General features: G+C 42.9%; 22 protein-coding genes and 1 rRNA gene. 15 read left to right on the top strand and 8 right to left on the bottom strand.

Annotated elements, in window-relative coordinates:
* Window positions 1-186: 186 nt before the first annotated feature.
* Together LEP1GSC050_RS11020 and LEP1GSC050_RS11015 are read right to left on the bottom strand one after the other, a co-directional pair.
* Entirely contained in the window at window positions 187-786 is a 600-nt protein-coding gene (locus tag LEP1GSC050_RS11020) for a cytochrome C oxidase subunit IV family protein (RefSeq protein WP_010571269.1), read from the bottom strand.
* A gap of 98 nt (window positions 787-884) precedes the next feature.
* The gene (locus tag LEP1GSC050_RS11015; protein WP_020987669.1) at window positions 885-2,075 is read right to left on the bottom strand and encodes a hypothetical protein; all 1,191 of its coding nucleotides are present in this window, start codon (window positions 2,073-2,075) and stop codon (window positions 885-887) included.
* 86 nt (window positions 2,076-2,161) lie between these two features.
* Between LEP1GSC050_RS11015 and LEP1GSC050_RS11010 the strand changes: the two genes are divergently transcribed.
* The 3 genes from LEP1GSC050_RS11010 (at window position 2,162) to LEP1GSC050_RS11000 (ending at window position 4,674) form a co-directional block, all read left to right on the top strand.
* Window positions 2,162-2,956 carry an LIC13212 family protein gene (locus tag LEP1GSC050_RS11010; RefSeq protein WP_010571267.1) on the top strand — a complete coding sequence of 265 codons (795 nt, stop codon included), beginning with the start codon at window positions 2,162-2,164 and terminating at the stop codon, window positions 2,954-2,956.
* Window positions 2,957-3,192: 236 nt separating this feature from the next.
* A complete protein-coding gene (locus LEP1GSC050_RS11005) occupies window positions 3,193-4,071 on the top strand; it encodes an ankyrin repeat domain-containing protein (RefSeq protein WP_010571266.1) in 879 nt (292 codons plus the stop codon).
* A 54-nt stretch (window positions 4,072-4,125) separates the two neighbouring features.
* Window positions 4,126-4,674, top strand: a complete 549-nt coding sequence (locus tag LEP1GSC050_RS11000) for a hypothetical protein (RefSeq protein ID WP_010571265.1) — start codon at window positions 4,126-4,128, stop codon at window positions 4,672-4,674.
* A 91-nt stretch (window positions 4,675-4,765) separates the two neighbouring features.
* On the opposite strand, the gene LEP1GSC050_RS10995 is transcribed toward LEP1GSC050_RS11000, so the two are convergent.
* Both LEP1GSC050_RS10995 and LEP1GSC050_RS10990 read right to left on the bottom strand, forming a co-directional pair.
* Window positions 4,766-4,987 (bottom strand): hypothetical protein, encoded by a 222-nt coding sequence (locus tag LEP1GSC050_RS10995; protein ID WP_040911625.1) that lies wholly within the window; start codon window positions 4,985-4,987, stop codon window positions 4,766-4,768.
* A gap of 85 nt (window positions 4,988-5,072) precedes the next feature.
* Window positions 5,073-6,422 (bottom strand): MFS transporter, encoded by a 1,350-nt coding sequence (locus LEP1GSC050_RS10990; protein ID WP_020987231.1) that lies wholly within the window; start codon window positions 6,420-6,422, stop codon window positions 5,073-5,075.
* A 161-nt stretch (window positions 6,423-6,583) separates the two neighbouring features.
* Here LEP1GSC050_RS10990 and LEP1GSC050_RS10985 point away from each other — a divergent pair, with 161 nt between their 5' ends.
* The 3 genes from LEP1GSC050_RS10985 to LEP1GSC050_RS10975 are packed head-to-tail and all read left to right on the top strand — an operon-like array spanning window position 6,584 to window position 8,117.
* Entirely contained in the window at window positions 6,584-6,811 is a 228-nt protein-coding gene (locus LEP1GSC050_RS10985) for a (2Fe-2S)-binding protein (protein WP_010571262.1), read from the top strand.
* Complete coding sequence (locus LEP1GSC050_RS10980; RefSeq protein ID WP_010571261.1) at window positions 6,808-7,461, top strand: RibD family protein; 654 nt, start codon at window positions 6,808-6,810, stop codon at window positions 7,459-7,461. The genes LEP1GSC050_RS10985 and LEP1GSC050_RS10980 overlap by 4 nt, the downstream gene beginning before the upstream one ends.
* Window positions 7,461-8,117: a biosynthetic peptidoglycan transglycosylase gene (locus LEP1GSC050_RS10975; protein WP_010571260.1), complete on the top strand. Its 657-nt coding sequence runs from the start codon at window positions 7,461-7,463 to the stop codon at window positions 8,115-8,117. The genes LEP1GSC050_RS10980 and LEP1GSC050_RS10975 overlap by 1 nt, the downstream gene beginning before the upstream one ends.
* Here LEP1GSC050_RS10975 and LEP1GSC050_RS10970 read toward each other — a convergent pair.
* On the bottom strand, window positions 8,114-8,509 hold the full coding sequence (locus LEP1GSC050_RS10970; protein WP_010571259.1) for a c-type cytochrome: 396 nt from the start codon (window positions 8,507-8,509) through the stop codon (window positions 8,114-8,116). The genes LEP1GSC050_RS10975 and LEP1GSC050_RS10970 overlap by 4 nt on opposite strands.
* Window positions 8,510-8,635: 126 nt before the next feature.
* Between LEP1GSC050_RS10970 and rrf the strand changes: the two genes are divergently transcribed.
* Window positions 8,636-8,752: ribosomal RNA gene (gene rrf, locus LEP1GSC050_RS10965) — 5S ribosomal RNA — on the top strand.
* A gap of 625 nt (window positions 8,753-9,377) precedes the next feature.
* A complete protein-coding gene (locus LEP1GSC050_RS10960; protein WP_010571258.1) occupies window positions 9,378-9,848 on the top strand; it encodes a hypothetical protein in 471 nt (156 codons plus the stop codon).
* A 95-nt stretch (window positions 9,849-9,943) separates the two neighbouring features.
* Here the strand turns inward: LEP1GSC050_RS10960 and gcvP are convergent, their stop codons facing one another.
* The 3 genes from gcvP to gcvT are packed head-to-tail and all read right to left on the bottom strand — an operon-like array spanning window position 9,944 to window position 14,367.
* Window positions 9,944-12,835, bottom strand: coding sequence for an aminomethyl-transferring glycine dehydrogenase (gene gcvP, locus LEP1GSC050_RS10955; protein ID WP_010571257.1), 2,892 nt, complete (start codon window positions 12,833-12,835; stop codon window positions 9,944-9,946).
* An 8-nt stretch (window positions 12,836-12,843) separates the two neighbouring features.
* A complete protein-coding gene (gene gcvH, locus LEP1GSC050_RS10950; protein WP_010571256.1) occupies window positions 12,844-13,236 on the bottom strand; it encodes a glycine cleavage system protein GcvH in 393 nt (130 codons plus the stop codon).
* Window positions 13,237-13,251: 15 nt separating this feature from the next.
* Complete coding sequence (gene gcvT / locus LEP1GSC050_RS10945) at window positions 13,252-14,367, bottom strand: glycine cleavage system aminomethyltransferase GcvT (protein WP_040911296.1); 1,116 nt, start codon at window positions 14,365-14,367, stop codon at window positions 13,252-13,254.
* Between the two features lie 657 nt (window positions 14,368-15,024).
* On the opposite strand from gcvT, the gene LEP1GSC050_RS10940 reads away from it, so the two are divergent.
* The 7 genes from LEP1GSC050_RS10940 to LEP1GSC050_RS10915 are packed head-to-tail and all read left to right on the top strand — an operon-like array spanning window position 15,025 to window position 19,966.
* A complete protein-coding gene (locus tag LEP1GSC050_RS10940) occupies window positions 15,025-15,582 on the top strand; it encodes a phage neck terminator protein (protein WP_010571254.1) in 558 nt (185 codons plus the stop codon).
* Between the two features lie 3 nt (window positions 15,583-15,585).
* Window positions 15,586-16,614 carry a DUF3383 family protein gene (locus LEP1GSC050_RS10935; protein ID WP_010571253.1) on the top strand — a complete coding sequence of 343 codons (1,029 nt, stop codon included), beginning with the start codon at window positions 15,586-15,588 and terminating at the stop codon, window positions 16,612-16,614.
* Between the two features lie 11 nt (window positions 16,615-16,625).
* Window positions 16,626-17,048, top strand: a complete 423-nt coding sequence (locus tag LEP1GSC050_RS10930) for a phage structural protein (RefSeq protein WP_010571252.1) — start codon at window positions 16,626-16,628, stop codon at window positions 17,046-17,048.
* A 14-nt stretch (window positions 17,049-17,062) separates the two neighbouring features.
* The gene (locus tag LEP1GSC050_RS10925) at window positions 17,063-17,473 is read left to right on the top strand and encodes a hypothetical protein (protein ID WP_010571251.1); all 411 of its coding nucleotides are present in this window, start codon (window positions 17,063-17,065) and stop codon (window positions 17,471-17,473) included.
* Between the two features lie 34 nt (window positions 17,474-17,507).
* Complete coding sequence (locus LEP1GSC050_RS21215) at window positions 17,508-17,639, top strand: hypothetical protein (RefSeq protein WP_020987458.1); 132 nt, start codon at window positions 17,508-17,510, stop codon at window positions 17,637-17,639.
* Window positions 17,640-17,643: 4 nt separating this feature from the next.
* A complete protein-coding gene (locus tag LEP1GSC050_RS10920) occupies window positions 17,644-19,392 on the top strand; it encodes an LIC12611 family phage tail protein (protein WP_020987326.1) in 1,749 nt (582 codons plus the stop codon).
* 1 nt (window position 19,393) lies between these two features.
* On the top strand, window positions 19,394-19,966 hold the full coding sequence (locus LEP1GSC050_RS10915; protein ID WP_010571248.1) for a phage baseplate protein: 573 nt from the start codon (window positions 19,394-19,396) through the stop codon (window positions 19,964-19,966).
* Window positions 19,967-19,969: the final 3 nt, after the last annotated feature.

The following is a 19,969-nucleotide window of genomic DNA, read 5'->3' as shown; positions in this document are numbered from 1 at the left end:
TATATTTTTTTAAAAGCGATCCTCCCATAAAATCTTCATTCTGAATTGAGCATCTTTCGGGAGATAGTCCTGATATAAGGCGTTCATGAATTTATGGATATCTTCGTTTTAACGAAAGCACAAAAAAGCCGACCCCTAAGGTCGGCTTTTACAATCTTTTCAGTGATTTGCGATTACTAATGGTTTTTAGTAGGGGAAACCGAGATAGATTTTGGAACGGGTAAAGATATCGGCAGCGCAGAAACCGAATAAAAGGAGCAAGAAGAGGAATCCGGATCCGAAGATGGCCCTGTTCATCAGGTTATCATATTTTAAGTGCATAAAATATGCTAATACCAAGGAAGCTTTGATTGTCGCGACTAACATTGCAATAACAGTGTTAGCAGCGCCGAAGTCGATTCCAGCTACCCATACAGTGAGGATCGTTCCAATAATCAGAGCTGCGAAAACTATGCTGTAAGTCTGAATGGAGATTAGGTGATGCTCGCCATGGCCTTCATCGGCGGCATGAGAGGTAGATGGGGCAACTGCTGCAACACTAGGTTGCAATTTCGTTTTGCCTGCGTCGACCGCCTGCTGTAAGGCTTTACCCAAACGCGTGCCTTTGTTCTTGTCCAAATAAGACTTCAGCTTGTCTTCTTCCACGATTTGAGCGGCGAAATTGACCACAAAGCCTGCTACCGTCGTACTAACGATGGCCCCGCCGCCTACAACAAGTCCTGTAAAAGGAATTAAAAATCCAATGCTAACGATAATGTAAAGAGAGTAGTTGAGAAACAGTTCCATCTAGTATCCTTATCCGACCCTAACGGATCTAAGGTCTTTTGCGGTCCCGTAGGGACTGGAGCCAGTCTCGGAGGTAGGGAAAGAATCACAAGTACATTTCAGCTGCCGAAGGTCGCTCTAGATTTTCCTGCGATTTCTTCCGCCATTAAAAACGGATCTCCGACTTCCGCCTTCGGAATTCGAAACCAAAGAAGAACTTTCGGATTCGGTTTGCCGGATTCGGAAAAAAATGCCGATAACGGAAAGATCCGCCAAGACGAATTCTTTTCCCACTCTAAAAGCTGAGAATACGGGTCTCGGTTATTGCGGTTTTTATGCGAAACGAATAGTGCCAGATCCCGATATCCGGGGAGCGGAAATTTTTTTTGAAGTTCACGAAGAACCCGACCCATAGTCCAGCGAAAATTAACTTCCGAGATCTTCCGCAAACGGAGATTTGAACCTTCCCGATAAATAAAAGAGTCGATTGATCCGAATCCGGAGTAGGCCGGGGCGAACTCCCGGAGACGTTCGAGAATACCTTCCATTTGATTTAAATATTGTTCCGTTTCAGATGCTTCGGCGATCCAAGTTCCCGAATATTTTCCCTTTGAATTCGAGAGAAGTAAGGTGCTCGCTTCCAACCTAAAATCCCCTTTCTGAGCCGAAAATAGGAGGCTGAAATCTTGAATTCTATCGACCCACGGTTCTAGAATCGATCCGGTATTTCTTGTTTTAAAAAAATCCTTTTTGGACGAAGAACCTAAATCGGCCGGCAGGACGAATTCATGTCTTCCCGAAAAACCGAAGTCCAGTTTTCGAACATATAGCGGAAAGTTAAGCGTGAGATTTATGGCGCCTTGCCAGGCTTCTTCGTTTTGAAAAGTCCAGGCTGGAAATTCTTCAATACCGCAATTTGCTTTCCAGATGGATTGTTGAATTTTGGAAGAAAGCCGAAAAGATTCTTCGTACGACGAGGGATCGCGAGTAAAATATCCGTGAGTTGAAAGCTGGGAGATTTTTCCCCATTCTCCCAAAATAATCGGCTCCGAAATAAGTTCGTATCGAATCTGCCTTTGGAAAATACGTACGGGTGATGCAATAGACCATCCTTTCTTTTTCCAATAGGAGTACCATCGTTCTTCGGGCGTGGAATGGGCTATAATTTCACCCAGACTTTTTTCAGGCCCAGTCAAAACCAAAAAGCAGGATTCGACTACCGCATTCTGCCCTTCTAAACCGATCGGAAAAATATCACCAGTGAGTAGCTCTTCTTCAAAGTAGGCATTCGGGCGAAAGATTCGTGTCATAATCCGATATGTAACGGGGAAAAATTCTTTCCCCCGATCAAGAATAGGGTGTACTCTTCTCGATATATAAAGAGTAGGCAATCTGTATGAAAACCCGATTCTTGATTCTTTTCCTTGCTTCGCTGGTTTCTTTCCAGCTTCAGGCTGCTCCTAAAATTCTTACTTTGGAAGAGAGAGAGGTAGAACGTCAAATCGAAGCAATTCGAAAGGCGGGCTTCTCCGATATCGAGATTGATAATCTACATGCCTCTATTGCAGAGAATATTTTCAAAATTAATAAAATCTTGCAACTAGATACAACTAAAAAAGCGCTTCGTTACATAGGCGACGAACCGCAAGACCTACCTCAGTTCTTAAAAACCGATCGGGATAATAAAGCTTATTTAGAAATCGACATGGGTTCCGGCGAATCTTTTTGGGATTTTCCGAAGACGTACTTATACAACGCAAGAATTTTCATTTATCCGGGAGGCACTCCGGAAAAATTAGATAAGATCATTATGCAGTTTAAGAGAACAAACTCCAATGGAGAAATTTTCGTTCGAGAAATGCGGCGAGTGATCAATTCGGATCCGAAAGGGCCTCAAGTCAGTCAAGATGGCAAACGTTCTCCCAATAACAATAAAGATATTAAACTGGAATACTATTCTAGTTATGATACCGAATTTATTTGGCCGGACACTCCGACTCAGCCGATCCAAGCCGGCGTGGAATCGAAATTGCACGATGAAGGAAATCCTATTCCTTACAATAAGCAAAAGCAGATTATCTTAACTTATAAGAAATATCTACGAAGAGTCGATAAGAACGTCCGTTATAAACTGCGTGATTTAGATCTGAACCAAAAACGTCTCATTTCTAAGATGCTGGAATTCCAATAATTTCTTTATAGAATTAATTTCCGTCCGAAAATGGAGTCAGGGTTTACCGAATCTTCAATTCTATTTTGAGACGAATTCTACTCGGGTCGATCTGATCATATCGCAGCCCTTTCGTTTAACGATCTCTTATAATTTCTAAAAATCTTTGAGGCCTCAGTTCGAATCCTAATAAAGAATCGAAGAATATCGATTGACCGACGGTGCGGAACTTAAAAAATTTTTAATCGAAATTAAAAATGAATCATCAGTTCTCGGAAAAATTTCTGCGTTTCTTTACCTTAATATCGATCGTTTTTCTAACGGACTGCGCTTCCAGATTGGCTTCCGTAATTGAAAAGGGAAATAACGAGCAAGCCGTCAAAATGCTGGAGGCAGGAAGTAATCCGAACGACTTGAGAACTTGCAATACCCCTCTTTATATGGCTGCGAAAAAAGGCGAGTTGGCATTGGTGCAACTTCTTATAAAAAAAGGAGCGGATCCGAATCTACGTTCTCGGGAATGTAATTATAAGGATATATTCGGACAATACAAAGCTAACAATCGGAGCCCGTTGGAAGCGGCAAGGACGCTGGAAATTGCGAAGATTCTTTTCGAGGCCGGTGCGGATCCTCGCTGGGGAAGCTATGAGGTTACGGATACTATAACAAATTGGACGCCACTCTATAGAGCGATACTGGCGGAACGGTACGATATCGCGAGATATTTAGTCGAAAAAGGTGCGAACGTCAATTTATACGACGATATGAACGGAAAGCATATCCTCTTGCGATTGCTTTCGGAAAGGAAAGATTCGAGAGCAAATATTTTGCGTGGCCTGATACTGGCAAAAGGCGCTAAAGAATTAAGCTTTGTGGATTCGCTTAAAAAAAATATTTCGGATAGTCCGACTAGGACTTATCGACATATTCCCACCGGAAATGTAACGATAATGACTCCTGAAATGATTTCTTACCTAAAAGAATCGCCCAACCAAGCCGTTCCGATCACTTATTCTATCGCGGACGGGGGATATTACCATTATTCCGAGTTTGAGTGGACGGATACCAAACAAAACTTGCATGAGTGGTTGATTCTGAAGCGAGCCGAGTACGAGGCTTTAAAAAAGAAGAAATAAAATAATCGTTTTTCCCGCTTGCCTTTTCTAAAGAGGGAAGGTATCACTTTCCCCATGGCTCTCCATTCCGTTTTCGGTAAACTTCAATTTAAATTAGGGGAAGGGGATGTTTGTGTCCTTTCCTCGCCTTACGAATTCGAACCTGCTCTTTCTAGTTTAGGAGGTCCTGTCGACCGGGCCTTGCGTTCCGGAAAAAAATATCGTCTTATTTTAGCCTTTGTTCAAACGGAAGTCGAGATTCGAAACATCGCGTCGATGGTTCCAACATGCCTTGCGGAAGATGGTTTATTATGGTTGGCGTATCCTAAAAAGACTTCCCGGAAGTTTAACGTCTCGATTCATAGGGATGCAGGATGGGACCCTTTAGGGAAAGTCGGATATGAGGGCGTCCGTTTGATTGCGATTGATGATGATTGGTCGGCGCTTCGATTTCGTCATTCTTCTCTGATCAAAACTCTAGATCGTGACCCGAGTTTAACTCTTAGCGAGGATGGGAAGAAAAGAGCCACTGCCCGTAAGAAGTCCCCCGCGAAAAAAGCCGCTGCTAAGAAAAAATTACCTAAAAAGAAAGTCTTAGCGAAGAAAAAAGCCAAGAAAAAATAGAGGAGAAACGGAATTAGATCATTGCATTCGAGTTAACGGATATTCTATGAAACGGGATTTAGAATTAGATTCTAACGTAATAAAGATCCGTTTATAGTCCTGAATCACGTCTGACTATCAGGTCGCTGATTACTTTTTCGTCCGTCAGGTATTTTCTATTCAGGTATGAAATCGCATAATTTAGGAACTTTGGAACTTCTTTACCTGCTTCCAATAAATCCAGCTTTGTTTGAGTGAGCTCATCCATGGTTATCAAAGCCAAACGTCTTTGGCTTTGGTGGGATTCAAATTCATCTTCCGTTTGAAATTCGATTCCTGCCATACGAAAAATATAGCACGATTCGGGATTTCTGGCAAGCGAGTACCGGTAGGATTTCTCGGCTTAAAGGATTTTCGAATTAATGATGCTTATGCCGTTTATCATATTCATCCGATTTTTTAATTCCTCTTTCTTCGTTCACAAATAGATTTACGATTAACGCGACCAGAAAGAAAACACTGACCGCCAAGAATGCGTTACGTAGGGATAGAAGTGTCTGCAAAACACTTATCGCCACCAGTCCGAATGCCGCGGCTACCTTTCCGGAGAGTCCCCATAAGCCGTAGAATTCGCCCGATTTTGATTCGGGCGAAAAAATTCCCACAATAGCCCTGCTTGCGGATTGGGTAGAACCCAAACCTGTGCCCGCTAAAATCGTAATTCCTACGAATGTCCATTGGACGGATACATGGATACCGAACGAATTAATAAAGGTTGCGACTTCTCGGACCCAATAAATTAGTAAAAGGCAAACGATCCATAATACCAAAGTAATATTAAATGTTTTTAATGCTCCTATCTTATCTTGGATAAAGCCGAATAATACCGCTCCGACCGCAGCGAACAATTGAATGAAAAGAAACATCGTAATTCTATGTTCTTTTTCCATCTGGATTTCCTGGGTCCCGTAGATGAATGCAAAGCTAATAACTACGCCTAACGCTGCCATTGCAAAAAATAGGGAAATAAGATATACGGCCATGTCTCGGAAGTGCTGAATGTCTTTAAAAGTACTTTGTACTCGATCAAATCCGATCTTTAAATAACTGACTCCTACCGGTTTTGGACTTCCTGTGGAGTATTCCTTTAGAAGTAAGAAAGTCGGAATTCCGGCGACCAAAAAGAAAAAGGCGGTGTACGGGCCTACCAACCGCATGCTATCATAATTGGATGGGACCGGCTCTCCTAAGGTATCTACAAGGGCAACGGCGGCAATTCCGCCAAAATAACCGATTCCCCACGCGTATCCCGAAATTTTTCCAAGCTCATGTTTAGGACCTAGAAAAGGAAGAAAGCTGGAAGTGAAATTTTCTCCCGAAGCAAAAAAGAAATTTGAAAGAATTATTAATAAGAAGGCTAAGCCAAATTGACCGGGCGAAACTACGAACCAAAGGGCTGCCGTCGTAATTACACAAAGAATATAGCTCCAAAATAAAAATGCTTTTTTCTTCGCGGAATAATCAGTAACCGCTCCAAAGATGGGTCCGGTAATGACTACAATCAGATAGGAAAACGCTAACGCGAGACCCCAGAGAAAATTTCCCGTTTCATAAGGATTATTCGAATTTGTTGAAGGCGGGACGATTAGTTGGCTGAAAACCACCCCGTACGTTACGCTTATGATTACCGTTGTATAACTGGAGTTGGCAAAGTCGAACATGCACCAACCCAGGATTTCTCTCATGGGGGCGCGTTTGGTAACTTGCATATACGGATTGATGTCCTTCTAAAGAAATTTCAAAGGAAAATATGTGCTAAAACATCTCTGTCAACGAGAAATATTTTGCAAAAAATTCTCTTGCATGAAGCTGTTTCATCGGTAGTCTTGAAAGAAGCCTTCCGTTTTGGAGTCCAATATTTAAACGGCTCATGAATTCCTCCGATTTTAATCAGATTGATTTAAATGCATTAATGCGACCTCGCAAAGTCTGCGTTTGCAATCAGGTGTCCGAAGAGGAAATAGTAAGTTCCATTCGTAGAGGTAACGATACGCTTGGAAAGTTGATGCAGGATACCCTTTGTTGTACCGGATGCGGTACTTGCCGAGGTAAAGTGACGAAGTTACTCGCAGAAACGCTTGCGACTCGCACCGAATGAATCTTCCTTATCTATCCGTAAATATGGCAATGACCCTGGACGGAAAAGTTTCTCGTCCGGACGGAAAGTGGTACGGTCTTTCTTCCAGGAACGATAAGAAAAGAATGGATGAAATCCGTGCCGTTTCAGACGGATTGATTTTAGGAAAAAATAGCTTAGTAAACGACGATCCGGTAACTCATTTACGTTATGTGGATCAAGTGAACGAACCGCGCCCGATTTTATTGGTTCGAAATGGAACATTGCCGGAAGACCGAAAAGTTTTTCAAAATTCCCGAAAGAAACCGCTCCTGTTCTGTACAAAACACAACGAATCTTCAATTCGCTCTAATCTTTCCGATCTTGCGGAAATCGTCGTATTAGGCTACGATGATATTGATACGATACAGGTGATGCAAAAGTTAAGCGATTTTGAATTTAAGAATATTCTTTTGGAAGGGGGACCTCGACTTAATGATTCCTTTTTTCGAAAGAATTTGATTCAAAGAATTTACCTTACGATCGTACCTTTTTTGATCGGCCAGTCGGATCTACCGTCGCTAGCCGACGGGCAATTAGCTTATCCGTCCTTCGATAACGCTCAATGGAAGCTAGTATTATGCGAACAAAAGGAAGACGAAGTCTTTTTGATCTATGATAAACGAATATGATGACTTCTACAAGTATTTCGGATTCGCATTTATATCAAAAGATGAAACAAAGTTTTGTTCGAATAATTATTCTCCTATTAACCGTAGGACTCATATACTTTGAGACTTTTCCGGAAAAACAGATTTTGTTTTCGGAGAATCGTTTGGTCTATCTGCCAGAAAATTTAGAATCGGTAATACTGGAACCCGATTGGGTGCGATTGGACGAGCTGCCATCCGGCAGTACTAACTATCTGGTCGAAGTCGAAGACGCAAGATTCCATAGACACGCCGGCTATTCCGTTTCGGACATTCAGTCTTCGGTTTTGCAGGCAGTCGTTTTCTTTAGGAAATTAAGGGGCGCCAGCACGATCGATCAACAATTGGCTAGAACATTATTTTTGTCTAGGGATAAGACCTTATCAAGAAAGTTGAGAGAAATCCGAATTGCGCAGAGCTTGGATTCCGAATTGGGCAAAAAAGGAATTTTAGAATACTATTTGAATTTGGTTTATTGGGGACGAGGTCTTAACGGAATTCATAAATCGTCCGAGTATTATTTTGGAAAGCATCCGCGAAACTTAGAGTTACGCGAATTCAAAGCGTTGGTTCAAATTTTAAAAAAACCGGATGCTTATTCGAGGGAAGAAGTTCGTAGCTTGACCGAACTTCTTTAATTCGGCAGCCGTTCGATTTTATTCGCAAGCGCCCAGATCTGCTCTTCGCTTAACTCTTTACCGAAAGAGGGCATACTTTGATTTTTTCCGTCACGTATGGTTCTGAATATTCCTGCTCTCATCTTATCCCCGCCGAAGAAAAACCCCATTTTCATTCCGAATGTTCCGAACTTTCGTGGGGTCGGCATCGGTCCCTCCGGCGGTGTCCCGGATAGTCCGTGACAGGCTGCACATTTTTGCGTCCAGTAAATGTCTGCAAAGGATAGAAGTTCTTGGCCGAATATTTGCGGCTTTTTAGAAAGCTCCGGTTTCGTTTGTGATGAACTACAGCCATATAATAAAACACTCAGAATTATCAAAGCAGTCGTGGAAATAGGCAGAAAGAATCGCATAGATAAATTTCACTCGCCCGCTAGAATGAAAGAAAACATTTTTCCTCGCGGATTATCAAAATTCGAATCCTTTTCCGCAAAAAAGATTCGACAAAACCGATCAAAATCAAATACTGGCCGTAGATTCTCGGTGATTATAGAGAGAGGGTCACACCCGTTCCCATCCCGAACACGGAAGTTAAGCCTCTCATCGCTAATGGTACTGCATGGTTCGCTGTGTGGGAGAGTAGGACGTCGCCGGGTTTTTGCAATTATCGATTTTATTAAAACCCGATCATATGGTCGGGTTTTTTATTTCTTACGCCTTTTTATGATCTTGCGTAAAAGTTTCATTTTACATTTCTAATATACTTTCAACCGGAGCTTTAAAATAGATATATAAACCTCCTCTTTTATTTGCTAACGAATCGCTTCTTGGAATTCGAGTTTTTTCTAATATTTTACCGGGGTATCGCGTTATTTCAGTTTCCGTTTTTAGAACGTACATTCAATAATAACTTATTTTTATTTTCCTTTTCACTTTGTCGACTTGACTAGTTCCGTAAGTAGAAGTAGAATTCGATCCGCTTCTTAAAACCGAACCCGAGGGAAGTGTTAGAAAAGAGATGGGATTTAGTGTCAATCAAAGCGGGTTCTCAAGACGTACTATGGCGGTTGATTCCTGACTGTGTTTGGTCGGGGGGACTTCCCCTCCCGACCCACCTTTTTGGAGAATGATATCTTCATTATTGGAAAGAAAGAATTTTCCTAATTCTCCAATTCGTAACTTTTCAGAATAAATATTTCTCAGAAAATAAATTTCCTAATCGCAAAATCCTGCTATGAGTTGATCCTGGGTCGACAGATTTTCCTGGAGGACTCAATCTAAATGAAAAATACGTCTATCTATTTGCTGAGAGTAACTCTTAGCCTGACGTTATCCGTAGCGGTTTTATTCGCGTTCGGCTCTGTGCGAGCCGAATCTCAATGTCATGGTCTATCAAAAGGGCAGTGTGAAGCCGACTCCGATTGTACATGGGTTTCGGGATACCATAAGCAAAGCGGTACAAATGTGGACGCTTACTGTAGGGCGAAGCCGGGTAAAGCGGGAGAAGGAGATCATGCGGATCATCATTCAAAAAAGAAAAAAGATGAAGACGGCGATACCGTAAAGAAGTCGGAGTCTAAAAAATCGCACGAGAGGGACGACGAGGAAAAAGATTCCAAAAAAGTTAAGAAGCCCAAGAAAGATAAAGATGAGGACGGCGACAAGGAATCCAAAAAGTCTAAAAAATCTAAGAAAGATAAGGATGGAGACGGTGATAAAAAGTCGAAGAAATCCAAGAAGAAAGGAGAGTAATATCTCTCTTCTCCCGTAAAAAAATTGATATAAATACAAAAAAGCCGGAAGAGTTCTTCCGGCTTTTATTTTTCAGGAACAGATAGGGAGATTCACTAATTTTGCAAATAGTCTTCGATCGGAAGACAAGAACAAACTAAATTGCGATCTCCATAAACGTTATCGATCCTACCGACGTAAGGCCAGAACTTATGTTCTTTCGTCCAGTTAGTTGGGTAAGCCGCTTTTTCGCGAGTGTAAGCGTGTTTCCAAGAATCGGACGTTACCATTTGCGCAGTATGAGGAGCGTTTTTGAGAGGATTATCTTTCGGGTCGGCTTTACCGCCTTCGATTTCTTTGATTTCGTCATGAATTAGGATCATTGCTTCGCAGAACCGATCCAATTCTTCCTGAGATTCGGATTCCGTAGGTTCGATCATCAACGTACCCGGAACCGGAAAAGACATCGTAGGAGCGTGGAATCCATAGTCCATTAATCGTTTGGCAACGTCTTCGACTTCGATTCCCGACGTCTTCTTAAACGGGCGAACGTCCAGAATACATTCGTGTGCGACGAAGCCATGTTTTCCCTTGTACAATACAGGGTAGTAATTTTCCAAACGCTTCGCTATATAATTGGCATTTAAAATTGCAGCCTTCGTTGCATGTTCTAAACCCTGGCTACCCAATAGAGCGATATATACCCAGGAAATAAGTACGATACTCGCGCTTCCCCACGGAGCGGCAGAAACGGCACCGTGCATATTTCCTGTTCCGTTATCGACTAATGGATGTCCGGGTAAGAAAGGAACTAAGTGTTTAGCCACGCCAATTGGGCCGACACCTGGTCCTCCGCCTCCGTGCGGAATACAGAATGTTTTGTGCAGATTTAAGTGGCAAACATCAGCTCCGATATCTGCCGGTCTTGTAATTCCGACCTGGGCGTTCATATTTGCGCCGTCCATATAGACTTGACCGCCGTGTTCATGAACGATCGAACAGATTTCCTTAATGGATTCTTCATACACCCCATGAGTAGAAGGATAGGTGATCATTAAGGCGGCTAAATCATTCGAATGTTCCCGAGCTTTTTCCTTTAAATCGGCCACATCCACGTTCCCTTCCGCATCACAGCCTACGACGACTACTTTAAATCCGGCCATTGCTGCGGAAGCTGGATTTGTTCCGTGGGCCGAAATCGGAATTAAGCAAATATTTCTATCCGCATCTCCCTTAGATAAATGGTAATTTCGGATGGCCAAAAGACCGGCATACTCCCCTTGGGAGCCCGCGTTCGGTTGCAAAGAAATTCCCGGAAATCCCGTGACTTGAGAAAGCATTGATTCGAGCTGGCGGAAGATCGTTTTATATCCTTCCGTTTGTTCGGCAGGAGCGAACGGATGCAAGGAGGAAAACTCAGGCCAAGTAACCGGAAGCATCTCGACCGTAGCATTCAATTTCATAGTGCATGATCCGAGCGGAATCATAGAAGTAGTCAGCGATAGATCCCTTGATTCTAATTTGCGAATATAGCGAAGCATTTTAGTTTCAGTATGGTAAGAATGAAAAACCGGATGCGTTAAATATTCGGAAGTTCTTTTGAATTCGCTTGGAATTGATTCTTCGGCCAACGAAAGATCGACTGAAGATCCGCCGAAGACGGAGAACAAATCTTCTATATCCTTGATTTCCACAGTTTCATCGAGCGCGATTGCGATTTTACCGTTCTGAAAATCTCGAAGATTAATTCCTTTGTCCCGAGCGCTTTTCAGAATTCCGGCGGCTTTCGATCCAAGATTGAGTGTAATCGTATCAAAATAAGATTTATTTTCTATCTCGATACCCAATTTAATCAAATTCTTGGCCAACGTTTCCGTTAATTTATGAATCCTTAATGCAATCTCTTTGAGGCCTTTCGGGCCGTGATAAACCGCATACATCGACGATAGAACCGCTAATAACACTTGAGCCGTGCATATATTCGATGTGGCTTTATCTCGGCGGATATGTTGCTCTCTTGTTTGTAGAGACAACCGTAAACCGGGTTTTCCTTGGCTGTCCTTTGATACACCAATCAAACGGCCGGGCATATTCCGTTTAAATTCGTCTTTAGTCGCAAAATATCCGGCATGAGGACCGCCGAATCCGAACGGCAGACCGAATCTTTGGTTAGTTCCGACAGCCACGTCTGCGCCGAATTCGCCGGGCGGTTTAAGAACAGTAAGCGAAATCAGATCTGCGGCACAGATTGTAAGAGCTCCTACATTATGAGCTAACTGAAAGAATCGCTCGTAATTGTGAATGCTTCCGTCAGTCCCCGGATATTGAACTACAACCGCGAAATAGTCTTCGTTGAGCTCCGCATTATTATGGTCTCCGACATTTACTTCGATTCCAAGGGGGAAAGCTCGAGTACGTATCACATCTATCGTTTGCGGATGACATAGTTCTGAAACGAAAAGAAGTTTTGCCGTTTCATTCTTCTTGACTGCAAACGCTAAAAAAACCGCCTCAGCAGCAGCGGTCGCTTCGTCCAACAGCGATGCGTTTGCGATTTCCAAACCGGTCAGATCCATGATCATCGTTTGGAAGTTTAGTAGAGCTTCCAAACGTCCTTGGGAAATTTCCGCTTGATACGGAGTGTAAGCAGTATACCAACCCGGATTTTCTAGAATATTTCTCTGGATTACATAGGGAAGGACGCTGCCTTGGTATCCGGCTCCGATATAAGAACGAAATATTTTGTTCTTGGAGGCGATTCCTTTCAGATCCTCGAGAATCTTTCTTTCGGTGGAGGGTTCCGGCAAATTCAAACTTTGTAATAGACGAATCCCTTCCGGGACGGATTTGGCAACCAATTCATCCAGAGTCGGTAAACCGAGTAGGGAGAGCATATTCTTAGTCTGCTCTAAGTCCGGGCCCACATGTCGCCGAAGGAATGTATCCAAAGGCGATAATTGACCTTCTAGTTTTGTATTTCCGGTTGGGTTCCAGGTAGCTGCGTTCATTTTATTACCTAATCAAGTTTGTTGACGAATTCTCTATAAGCTTCGGGATCTAAAAGTTTTTCCACTTCACCGATACTGATCCCTTTTACACGAATCATCCATGCTCCGAACGGATTAGAATTTACCGCCGCAGGATTGGTTCCCAGTGTCGAATTTATTTCGCTAACTTCTCCTGTGATCGGAGAATAAAGATCTTCCGCAGCCTTAACCGATTCGATCGTGCCGAAACTATCAAATTGTTTAACGGATTTGCCGACTTTCGGCAGATCCACATAAACGATATCTCCTAACGCTGCTTGAGCATAGTCGGTAATTCCGACCAGAGCTGTTTCGCCTTCTACCTTGACCCATTCGTGTTTTTCCGTAAATCGGTATCCTGGTGGTGGGTTGGTTGCTGCCATTGAACTTTCCTTTAATTAGTTTTTTCTTATGCTTCCCGGGATGAAAGGTTGCGTATATACGATTGCTTCTTTTGCCTGACCGCGAATTTCAATGCGGATTTTTTGGCCGTGTTTTATCTTATTTGCGTCGATCCAGGCAAGTCCCAGTCCTTTTTTTAAGGACGGAGAAAAAGTTCCCGAAGTAGTGATCCCGATTTCGGTTCCATTTTCATCCAGGACTTTCATATTCTCCCTAGGAACTCCCGCTTCCTGTAATTCAAATGCGGTGACTTTCCGGTCGACGCCGTTCTTCTTTTCGCCGGTAATGCGATCGTATTGGGGAAATTTTATTTCCTTTTCTTTAACGATCCAGCCGATTCCTGATTGAACCGGTGTGCGAGTTTCGTTTAATTCATGACCGTACAAAGGATATTTAGCTTCGATTCGAAGGGTATCCCTGGCTCCCAAGCCCGCAGGAAGCAATCCTTGGGGTTTGCCATATTCGATTAAGTCTTTCCAAAGCTGAATGCCGGTTGGGATGGAGCTATAGATTTCGAATCCATCCTCTCCGGTGTAACCTGTACGGGAAAGAATCAGCTCTTCTCCTCGAAACGGGAATAGAATAAATTTATAATAACCGATTCCCGAAAGGTCGGCTTTTAAATAGGAAGAGAGAATCGAATCTGCCTTCGGGCCTTGGATTGCAATTTGATGCCATCTAACGCTTTGATTATCGATCGTAATTCCGGATTTTGGGAGTTTCGAAAGCATAAACTCATAGACCGCATCGACATTCGATGCGTTGGCACATATCATATATTTATGATCATTGAACTTATAAAGAGTTATATCGTCTACTAATCCGCCCTGTTCGTTTAATATCGCATTGTATTGAACTTGGCCGTCTTGCATCTGAGCGACGGCATTACAGGTAAGCGATTCCAAATACTCGAGGATTTCGGAGGGAGCTCCCTCGATAAAGATTTCTCCCATGTGAGAAACGTCAAAAAGGCCGGCAGCTTCTCGAGTAGCAATGTGCTCCGCGATAATTCCCGAATACTGGACAGGCATATCCCAGCCTCCGAAGGGAATCATTTTAGCGCCTAAAGTTCGGTGCTCCTCATGTAAGGGGGTTGTTTTCCATTGGGACATAAGCGTATGAAGCCATCATTTCACCCAGGTCTGTTCGGGAAAAACCAAATTTGAAGGGTATTTTCTGTCCCATGATCTAGTTTTTCGATTTTTAAATCGGACTTTTATTTGCAAAGCGGTTGCTGACGAAATTTGGGCGGATGCATGCGGCATAAATAACGGAAATTCGTAAAGTAAATGCATTCATTTTGTTTAATATACTAAAGGCTGCGTCACTCGGCATTGACTCGCAAAAGAAAAAACTTTCCGTGATCGACGAGGTCGAGAGTTCTATTGAAATGCTTTCGAAAAAAGGGGAAGCAATTTTTATTTTGAATCGAAGTATTTCTGCAACGAGTTCTAGTTCAGCGAAATAACTTTAATCGAAAGCTAGGGGATTATAATTTTTACGGGATATTCTTAATTAATCCGCTCAAAAAATAGGCTATTGCGTTTTTCACGCCCCAAAATGGGATAAAAAGAATATATATATGAAAAATTTTTCTTGAAGTCTCTAAAATGAATTAAATAGTCTGTAATTTCTTTCAACTGTATAAACTGCCTTATATGCGCCTTACTTTTGGCGATAATAAGGCAGTTTATGGGATATCCTGTGCAGCACAGTCTTTCTCTTGGCTGGTCGACTGCAATTGATTAGGTGCTCAGGGTTCGGTAATTTTGATTCCTTTAACGGTTTTACACACTATTTTTAATAGGATACAAGTAAGCACATCGGTAACGCTCGCCCAATTTGATCAAACAGGGCTTACGTTTCCTTATGGGACCTATCGAGTCACTTCGAGCGTATATGAATCAAGCTACCAAAATGTAGAAACTCGCGCTGCAAAAGTCGGTGATCCAACTACGGTAGTTACCACTAAATTCGAACGTTACCGAGATACTATTTCTCTCAATTTTTTTTCCAATAGCAGCGTGGATATCGCATGGCAGTCAGCAGGCAAAATCATCAGCTGGTTTTCCGTTGACGATAACCGCGACTTCTGCAAGGCGCAAGGGATCGTACCTAGATTGACGAATCCAGTCATACAAGACTTCAGTTTTGTTCATGGTCAAAATCAGGGTCAGGGCCAAGGCACGATTTGGACCTACCAAGTCGGGTTCGATCTCCGTTTCGATTATGTAAATCAATCGATAAGCGAAGTAGAAGGAATTTCTAAAATTAAAATTCAAGAACAATTCGGAAATCATAATCACACAACGACGATAGGGGTATAGAAAATGGCATTTATCAATGATATCGTGATCGATATCACAAGAGGAACGCAAGGGTTAACTCAAAAATCTTTCCGGCCTCTGATTTTAAGAGCGGCCGATACGACAGCGACCACGTTAAAGAAAGTTATTATCTCGGAAATAACCGATTTGACCGCTGCCGGTTTTACTTCGTCGGACGACGTCTATAAAATGGCGGCTGCGATGCTCGCGCAATCCCCCAGCCCGGTCGATATCATGGTCGTAGTCTCGCACGATCCGATTGCAACTACGTTAGATGCTCTTCGCGATCTTGACGATAATTTCTATGCAGTTTGTATAACGTCCCGTGCCAAAGCCGATTTAAATGCGGCCGGAACCTGGGCAAATGCGAATAAGAAATTCTTCTTCGGTTGCACGTCGGATCTCACCGCTTTAAGTTCCAGAAATGTCGATCGTGAGTCCTATTTGATACATGATAATCATCCCGAAGACTATCCTGAATGCGCGTGGGTCGGGCAGAATATTCCCAAGCAGCCGGGATCCACAACTTTTAAGTGGAAGAGATTGAACGGCCAGAACCCTTCGACCTTTTCAAAGACCGATCTAACTACGATTCGTACTAGCAAAGGACAAGCACTGCAAGCATTGTCGGGCGCCATTTATGTGAACGAAGGTGTTGCGACGTCGGGGGAGTTCATAGACGTTATTGTGGGTCAAGATTGGGTCGAGGATCAATTGAATACCGGATTGCTTTCTCTATTTTTAAACAACGATAAAGTTTCGTTGGACGATAGCGGGATTGCACAAGTGGAAGGCGTTGTACGAAACGTTTTAAAAAGAGCTGGAGACGCGGGAATCATCGCTAAAGCGGTATCTCCTGATGATCTGAAACTCTCCGATGACAAAGTTTATATGAACCAAGTCTTCGTTCCGACTCGGGCTCAACTTTCAGTGAATGATAGAGCCAATCGCCAACTTTCCGGTATTAAGTTCGTTTATTATTTAGCGGGCGCGATTCATAAAGTTAACGTGAACGGGCTCATCACTGTTTAAGGAGATAGAATATGGCAGATAAATTCTTAGGTACGTATGATCCAAGCCAGGTAACGCTTTCGATTTCAGGAAGATTGGTTTCCGGATTTTTTGATGGAACTTTTATCTCGATAAAACGAGCGGACAGCGAAAATTATAAAACGCATGTGGGAGCGAAGGGCGAAGTTTCGAGGACCAAGAATAATAATACTTCAGGATCGATTACCTTTACGTTAAAAGGAACTTCTCCGGATAACGCGTTCTTGGATTTAATCAAATACCAACCGTCTGCATTCCCGGTCCTTGTTAAAAACAACTCGGATGGAAAATTCATGGCGGTCGCCAGCCAAGCATGGATCAATACCGATCCGGACAAAGAATTCGGTTTGGAAGAAACCGGCGTGGAATGGGTCCTAATGTGCGCGGACCTAAATAAGTCGCACCTACCTAGTTAATTTAAGGAAATAGAATGTCTACATATCAGGAACGAGTTTTAGTCAACGGAAACGAATATATTCTTCAGCATCCCGGAACAAAGGAATGGATTAAACTTAAGTCCAAAATGTTTCGTATCACGGACGGTAATATGGATCTTTCCGTGGTTTTGGAATATTGTTTCGATTACGTAGTATTTCCTGATAAGGGAGCTCCGAAATTATCCATTGATGGTCCCCTCGATCCCGAGGGGCGTCCGATTATGCTCCAGCAGAAAGAATTAAAACAATGGATTCGGGAATTGGAGGAGGTTTGGGAGATCATCCTGCCTCGATTTCTTAGAGGGGAGTTGGAGCCCGGATTTTCCTGGCCAGAGTCTAGACCGGAAAACGGTACTGCAGCTGGCGCAAATCAATCGACTCGAGGAGTTTCGTCTAAAGCGTGAGCTCGACGAGGAAATCGCGATCTGGAGACCTGTCGTGAATGGAATTCTCACATATACGGAGGCTTGCGAAATGCCTCCTCGCGATTTGGCAAAGGCGAATCTTCTTGTGGACCGAATGATTAAGGAGCAGCAGCAGGCTGCAAATAAACTGCGCAATCGAAAATAATAATATGGATGATACCTGGATCATAGAGATGCAAAGACTCGCATCGCAAGCAAAAAAGCTTGCGGCGGAGTTTAACGGTCTAACTAGGCAGGCAAGAACCGTTTCTCAGAATTTTAGAGGGTTAGCAAATGCTGCTAAGCCTCTTTTATCACAGTTCAATAATATTACTAAAAGTATAAAAGCTATTCCGCAAGGTTTTAAGAAGTTAGCCGACTCTTCGGGACCTTTACTTATTCAGTTGAAAAACATATCCAAAAGTATTAAGACCACTTCGGAAAAATTCTCCTCCTTTAGTAAAACGATTGATAAAACTTCGGAAAACTTAAGGCGATCCAATTCTAAGACGCAAAAAGGCGCTAAAAAGGGGGAATCCCCGGGCAAAAGCTTCGCCGATTTCGCTAAAGATGGTTTCAATATCGTTGTGCCGTTTTTGAAAGATTCTATAAAGGTTTCTACAGAATTAGAAAAGCAGCGCATGCAGTTGAAAGAACTGGCAGGCCCCGGTTATGAACAATTGGAAAAATCGCTTCAAAAGGTCGGCGATCTGTCTAAGAATGTATTTTCCGAAAAGGAAATGATGCAAGCGAGTGCGACAGCTTTAAAGAACGGTGCATCCATTCAATTCATTAATAATTCTATGGAAACTTTTCAGAAGGTCGCGGCGGTCACGGGGAAAAGTATTTCCGATTTATATTCTCTACCGGAACAGGAGAGAAAAAAAGTTTTAGAATCTTATTCAAAAGATCAGAAGAAAGCTGCAGGCCTGCAGGAACAATATAATTACATGGTTCAATCCGGGGCATTTGCGGAACAGCAGTTTACGAATTCTATGGAAAGATTGCAAGGCGCTATCGGAAAAATACTTGGACCGTTTATTGGCCCATTAGCCGAAGGCTTTGCCTCTCTCGTGAATTATTTTACTGATGGGGAAGATGGAATAACTCGATTAAAAGCAGTTATGCTTTTATTTCTACCTCTTGCACTTGGCGGAATAGCAGCTATGCTACCAGGATTATGGGCAATGGCCGTTGCGGGCTGGGCTGTCGTTGCCCCTTGGCTCCCCTTAATTGGTGTCTTACTTGCAATAGGTGTAGCTTTTGCATTCATCTTCCTGCTATTTAAAGATATGGGTGACTGGTCGAAAGGAAAAAAAAGCTTTATTGGCGACCTTTTTGGTCCATTTAAAAATTTCGATAAAATGGTAAAAAAATCTTTTGCAGCCGGTATAAATTGGATTAAAAGCGCCTTTGATAGTTTTTTGAATTTTTTTCGAAATTATGGAAAATTAATCGTTACTCTCATATTCCCCATCGCCGGTCTTTATCTTTATTTCGATGAGATTAAAGCCGCATTCATGAAGCTAGGATCTTGGATTTCCGATATGTTTAAAAATATATGGTCTTCATTGATTCCGGATCAGAATACGATCCTAAGCGGAATTCGGGGCGTAATGGGACTACCTACCTCAGAAAAGAAAGCGTCCGGAGGACCCGTCACCGGTGGAAATTCTTATCTTGTAGGTGAACGAGGGCCGGAACTCTTTTCTCCTGGCGCTTCCGGTAGAATCATTCCGAACAGTGGGCTTGGCAGTGGCTCCGGTTCGGTGGTCGTCCAAAACGTAGTGGGGACCTTAACCATAAATGTTAGCGGACCTGCTGAAGCGGGGCGGGAAATAAAGGATGCCGTCATGAGGGCGCTGGACGAACTCTCCCAGGACGTACTCCCGGCGAAATTAGGAATGGTGATCCCGTAAAATGCTTCCCTCCGCTAGTTCAATTTATCAAAGCGCCTTAACTTCCGGAAAAACTTTCCTGAGTTCGGCAAGCAACGGGCAAGATCAGGTTATTTTCGATTCCACAATTACTGTCTCGAAAGAAGTTTCAGGAAAGGGGACAAATCATGCGATCGAAAAAGGGGCGGACATCACCGATCATATCAATTACGAACCGCTGACCATGCACCTCACTGCGATCATCACGGATTCAGATTACTTACCGTTTTTCCACCTTCGCGGGAAGGTTGCAGATAGACTGGCGATGTTAGAAACGTGGATGATGTCCAAAGAAATTTTGAATTATTCCGTCTACGATTATGGAATTATAAAAAATGTTTTTATCGAATCCTATAAAGAAGATTCGACCATCGATACCGGGGATGGTCGGCAAATTGAACTCACGCTCAAACAGATAATCATCGTAGATTCCAAATCGCAGGACATCCCTTTGCGAAACGGCGTTACAAAAAAAGGACCCTCCCAGTCGTCCACTACCTCAACCACGGGAAATGCGGGTGCAAGTAAACCAGTGTGTTCGTCAGTGGGAGGATAGGAA

The sequence above is a fragment of the Leptospira broomii serovar Hurstbridge str. 5399 genome, assembly GCF_000243715.2.
In the GTDB taxonomy this organism is placed as follows: Bacteria; Spirochaetota; Leptospiria; order Leptospirales; family Leptospiraceae; genus Leptospira_B; species Leptospira_B broomii.
Note: the sequence above shows the minus strand (reverse complement) of the source record. Positions and strands in the feature narration are given on the sequence as shown.

Excerpts from the sequence above, each read along its gene's own strand:
- LEP1GSC050_RS11020 (WP_010571269.1), bottom strand. The coding sequence starts at position 786 with ATGGAACTGTTTCTCAACTACTCTCTTTACATTATCGTTAGCATTGGA.
- LEP1GSC050_RS11015 (WP_020987669.1), bottom strand. The coding sequence starts at position 2,075 with ATGACACGAATCTTTCGCCCGAATGCCTACTTTGAAGAAGAGCTACTC.
- LEP1GSC050_RS11010 (WP_010571267.1), top strand. The coding sequence starts at position 2,162 with ATGAAAACCCGATTCTTGATTCTTTTCCTTGCTTCGCTGGTTTCTTTC.
- LEP1GSC050_RS11005 (WP_010571266.1), top strand. The coding sequence starts at position 3,193 with ATGAATCATCAGTTCTCGGAAAAATTTCTGCGTTTCTTTACCTTAATA.
- LEP1GSC050_RS11000 (WP_010571265.1), top strand. The coding sequence starts at position 4,126 with ATGGCTCTCCATTCCGTTTTCGGTAAACTTCAATTTAAATTAGGGGAA.
- LEP1GSC050_RS10990 (WP_020987231.1), bottom strand. The coding sequence starts at position 6,422 with ATGCAAGTTACCAAACGCGCCCCCATGAGAGAAATCCTGGGTTGGTGC.
- LEP1GSC050_RS10985 (WP_010571262.1), top strand. The coding sequence starts at position 6,584 with ATGAATTCCTCCGATTTTAATCAGATTGATTTAAATGCATTAATGCGA.
- LEP1GSC050_RS10980 (WP_010571261.1), top strand. The coding sequence starts at position 6,808 with ATGAATCTTCCTTATCTATCCGTAAATATGGCAATGACCCTGGACGGA.
- LEP1GSC050_RS10975 (WP_010571260.1), top strand. The coding sequence starts at position 7,461 with ATGACTTCTACAAGTATTTCGGATTCGCATTTATATCAAAAGATGAAA.
- LEP1GSC050_RS10970 (WP_010571259.1), bottom strand. The coding sequence starts at position 8,509 with ATGCGATTCTTTCTGCCTATTTCCACGACTGCTTTGATAATTCTGAGT.
- LEP1GSC050_RS10960 (WP_010571258.1), top strand. The coding sequence starts at position 9,378 with ATGAAAAATACGTCTATCTATTTGCTGAGAGTAACTCTTAGCCTGACG.
- gcvP (WP_010571257.1), bottom strand. The coding sequence starts at position 12,835 with ATGAACGCAGCTACCTGGAACCCAACCGGAAATACAAAACTAGAAGGT.
- gcvH (WP_010571256.1), bottom strand. The coding sequence starts at position 13,236 with ATGGCAGCAACCAACCCACCACCAGGATACCGATTTACGGAAAAACAC.
- gcvT (WP_040911296.1), bottom strand. The coding sequence starts at position 14,367 with ATGTCCCAATGGAAAACAACCCCCTTACATGAGGAGCACCGAACTTTA.
- LEP1GSC050_RS10935 (WP_010571253.1), top strand. The coding sequence starts at position 15,586 with ATGGCATTTATCAATGATATCGTGATCGATATCACAAGAGGAACGCAA.
- LEP1GSC050_RS10930 (WP_010571252.1), top strand. The coding sequence starts at position 16,626 with ATGGCAGATAAATTCTTAGGTACGTATGATCCAAGCCAGGTAACGCTT.
- LEP1GSC050_RS10925 (WP_010571251.1), top strand. The coding sequence starts at position 17,063 with ATGTCTACATATCAGGAACGAGTTTTAGTCAACGGAAACGAATATATT.
- LEP1GSC050_RS10920 (WP_020987326.1), top strand. The coding sequence starts at position 17,644 with ATGGATGATACCTGGATCATAGAGATGCAAAGACTCGCATCGCAAGCA.
- LEP1GSC050_RS10915 (WP_010571248.1), top strand. The coding sequence starts at position 19,394 with ATGCTTCCCTCCGCTAGTTCAATTTATCAAAGCGCCTTAACTTCCGGA.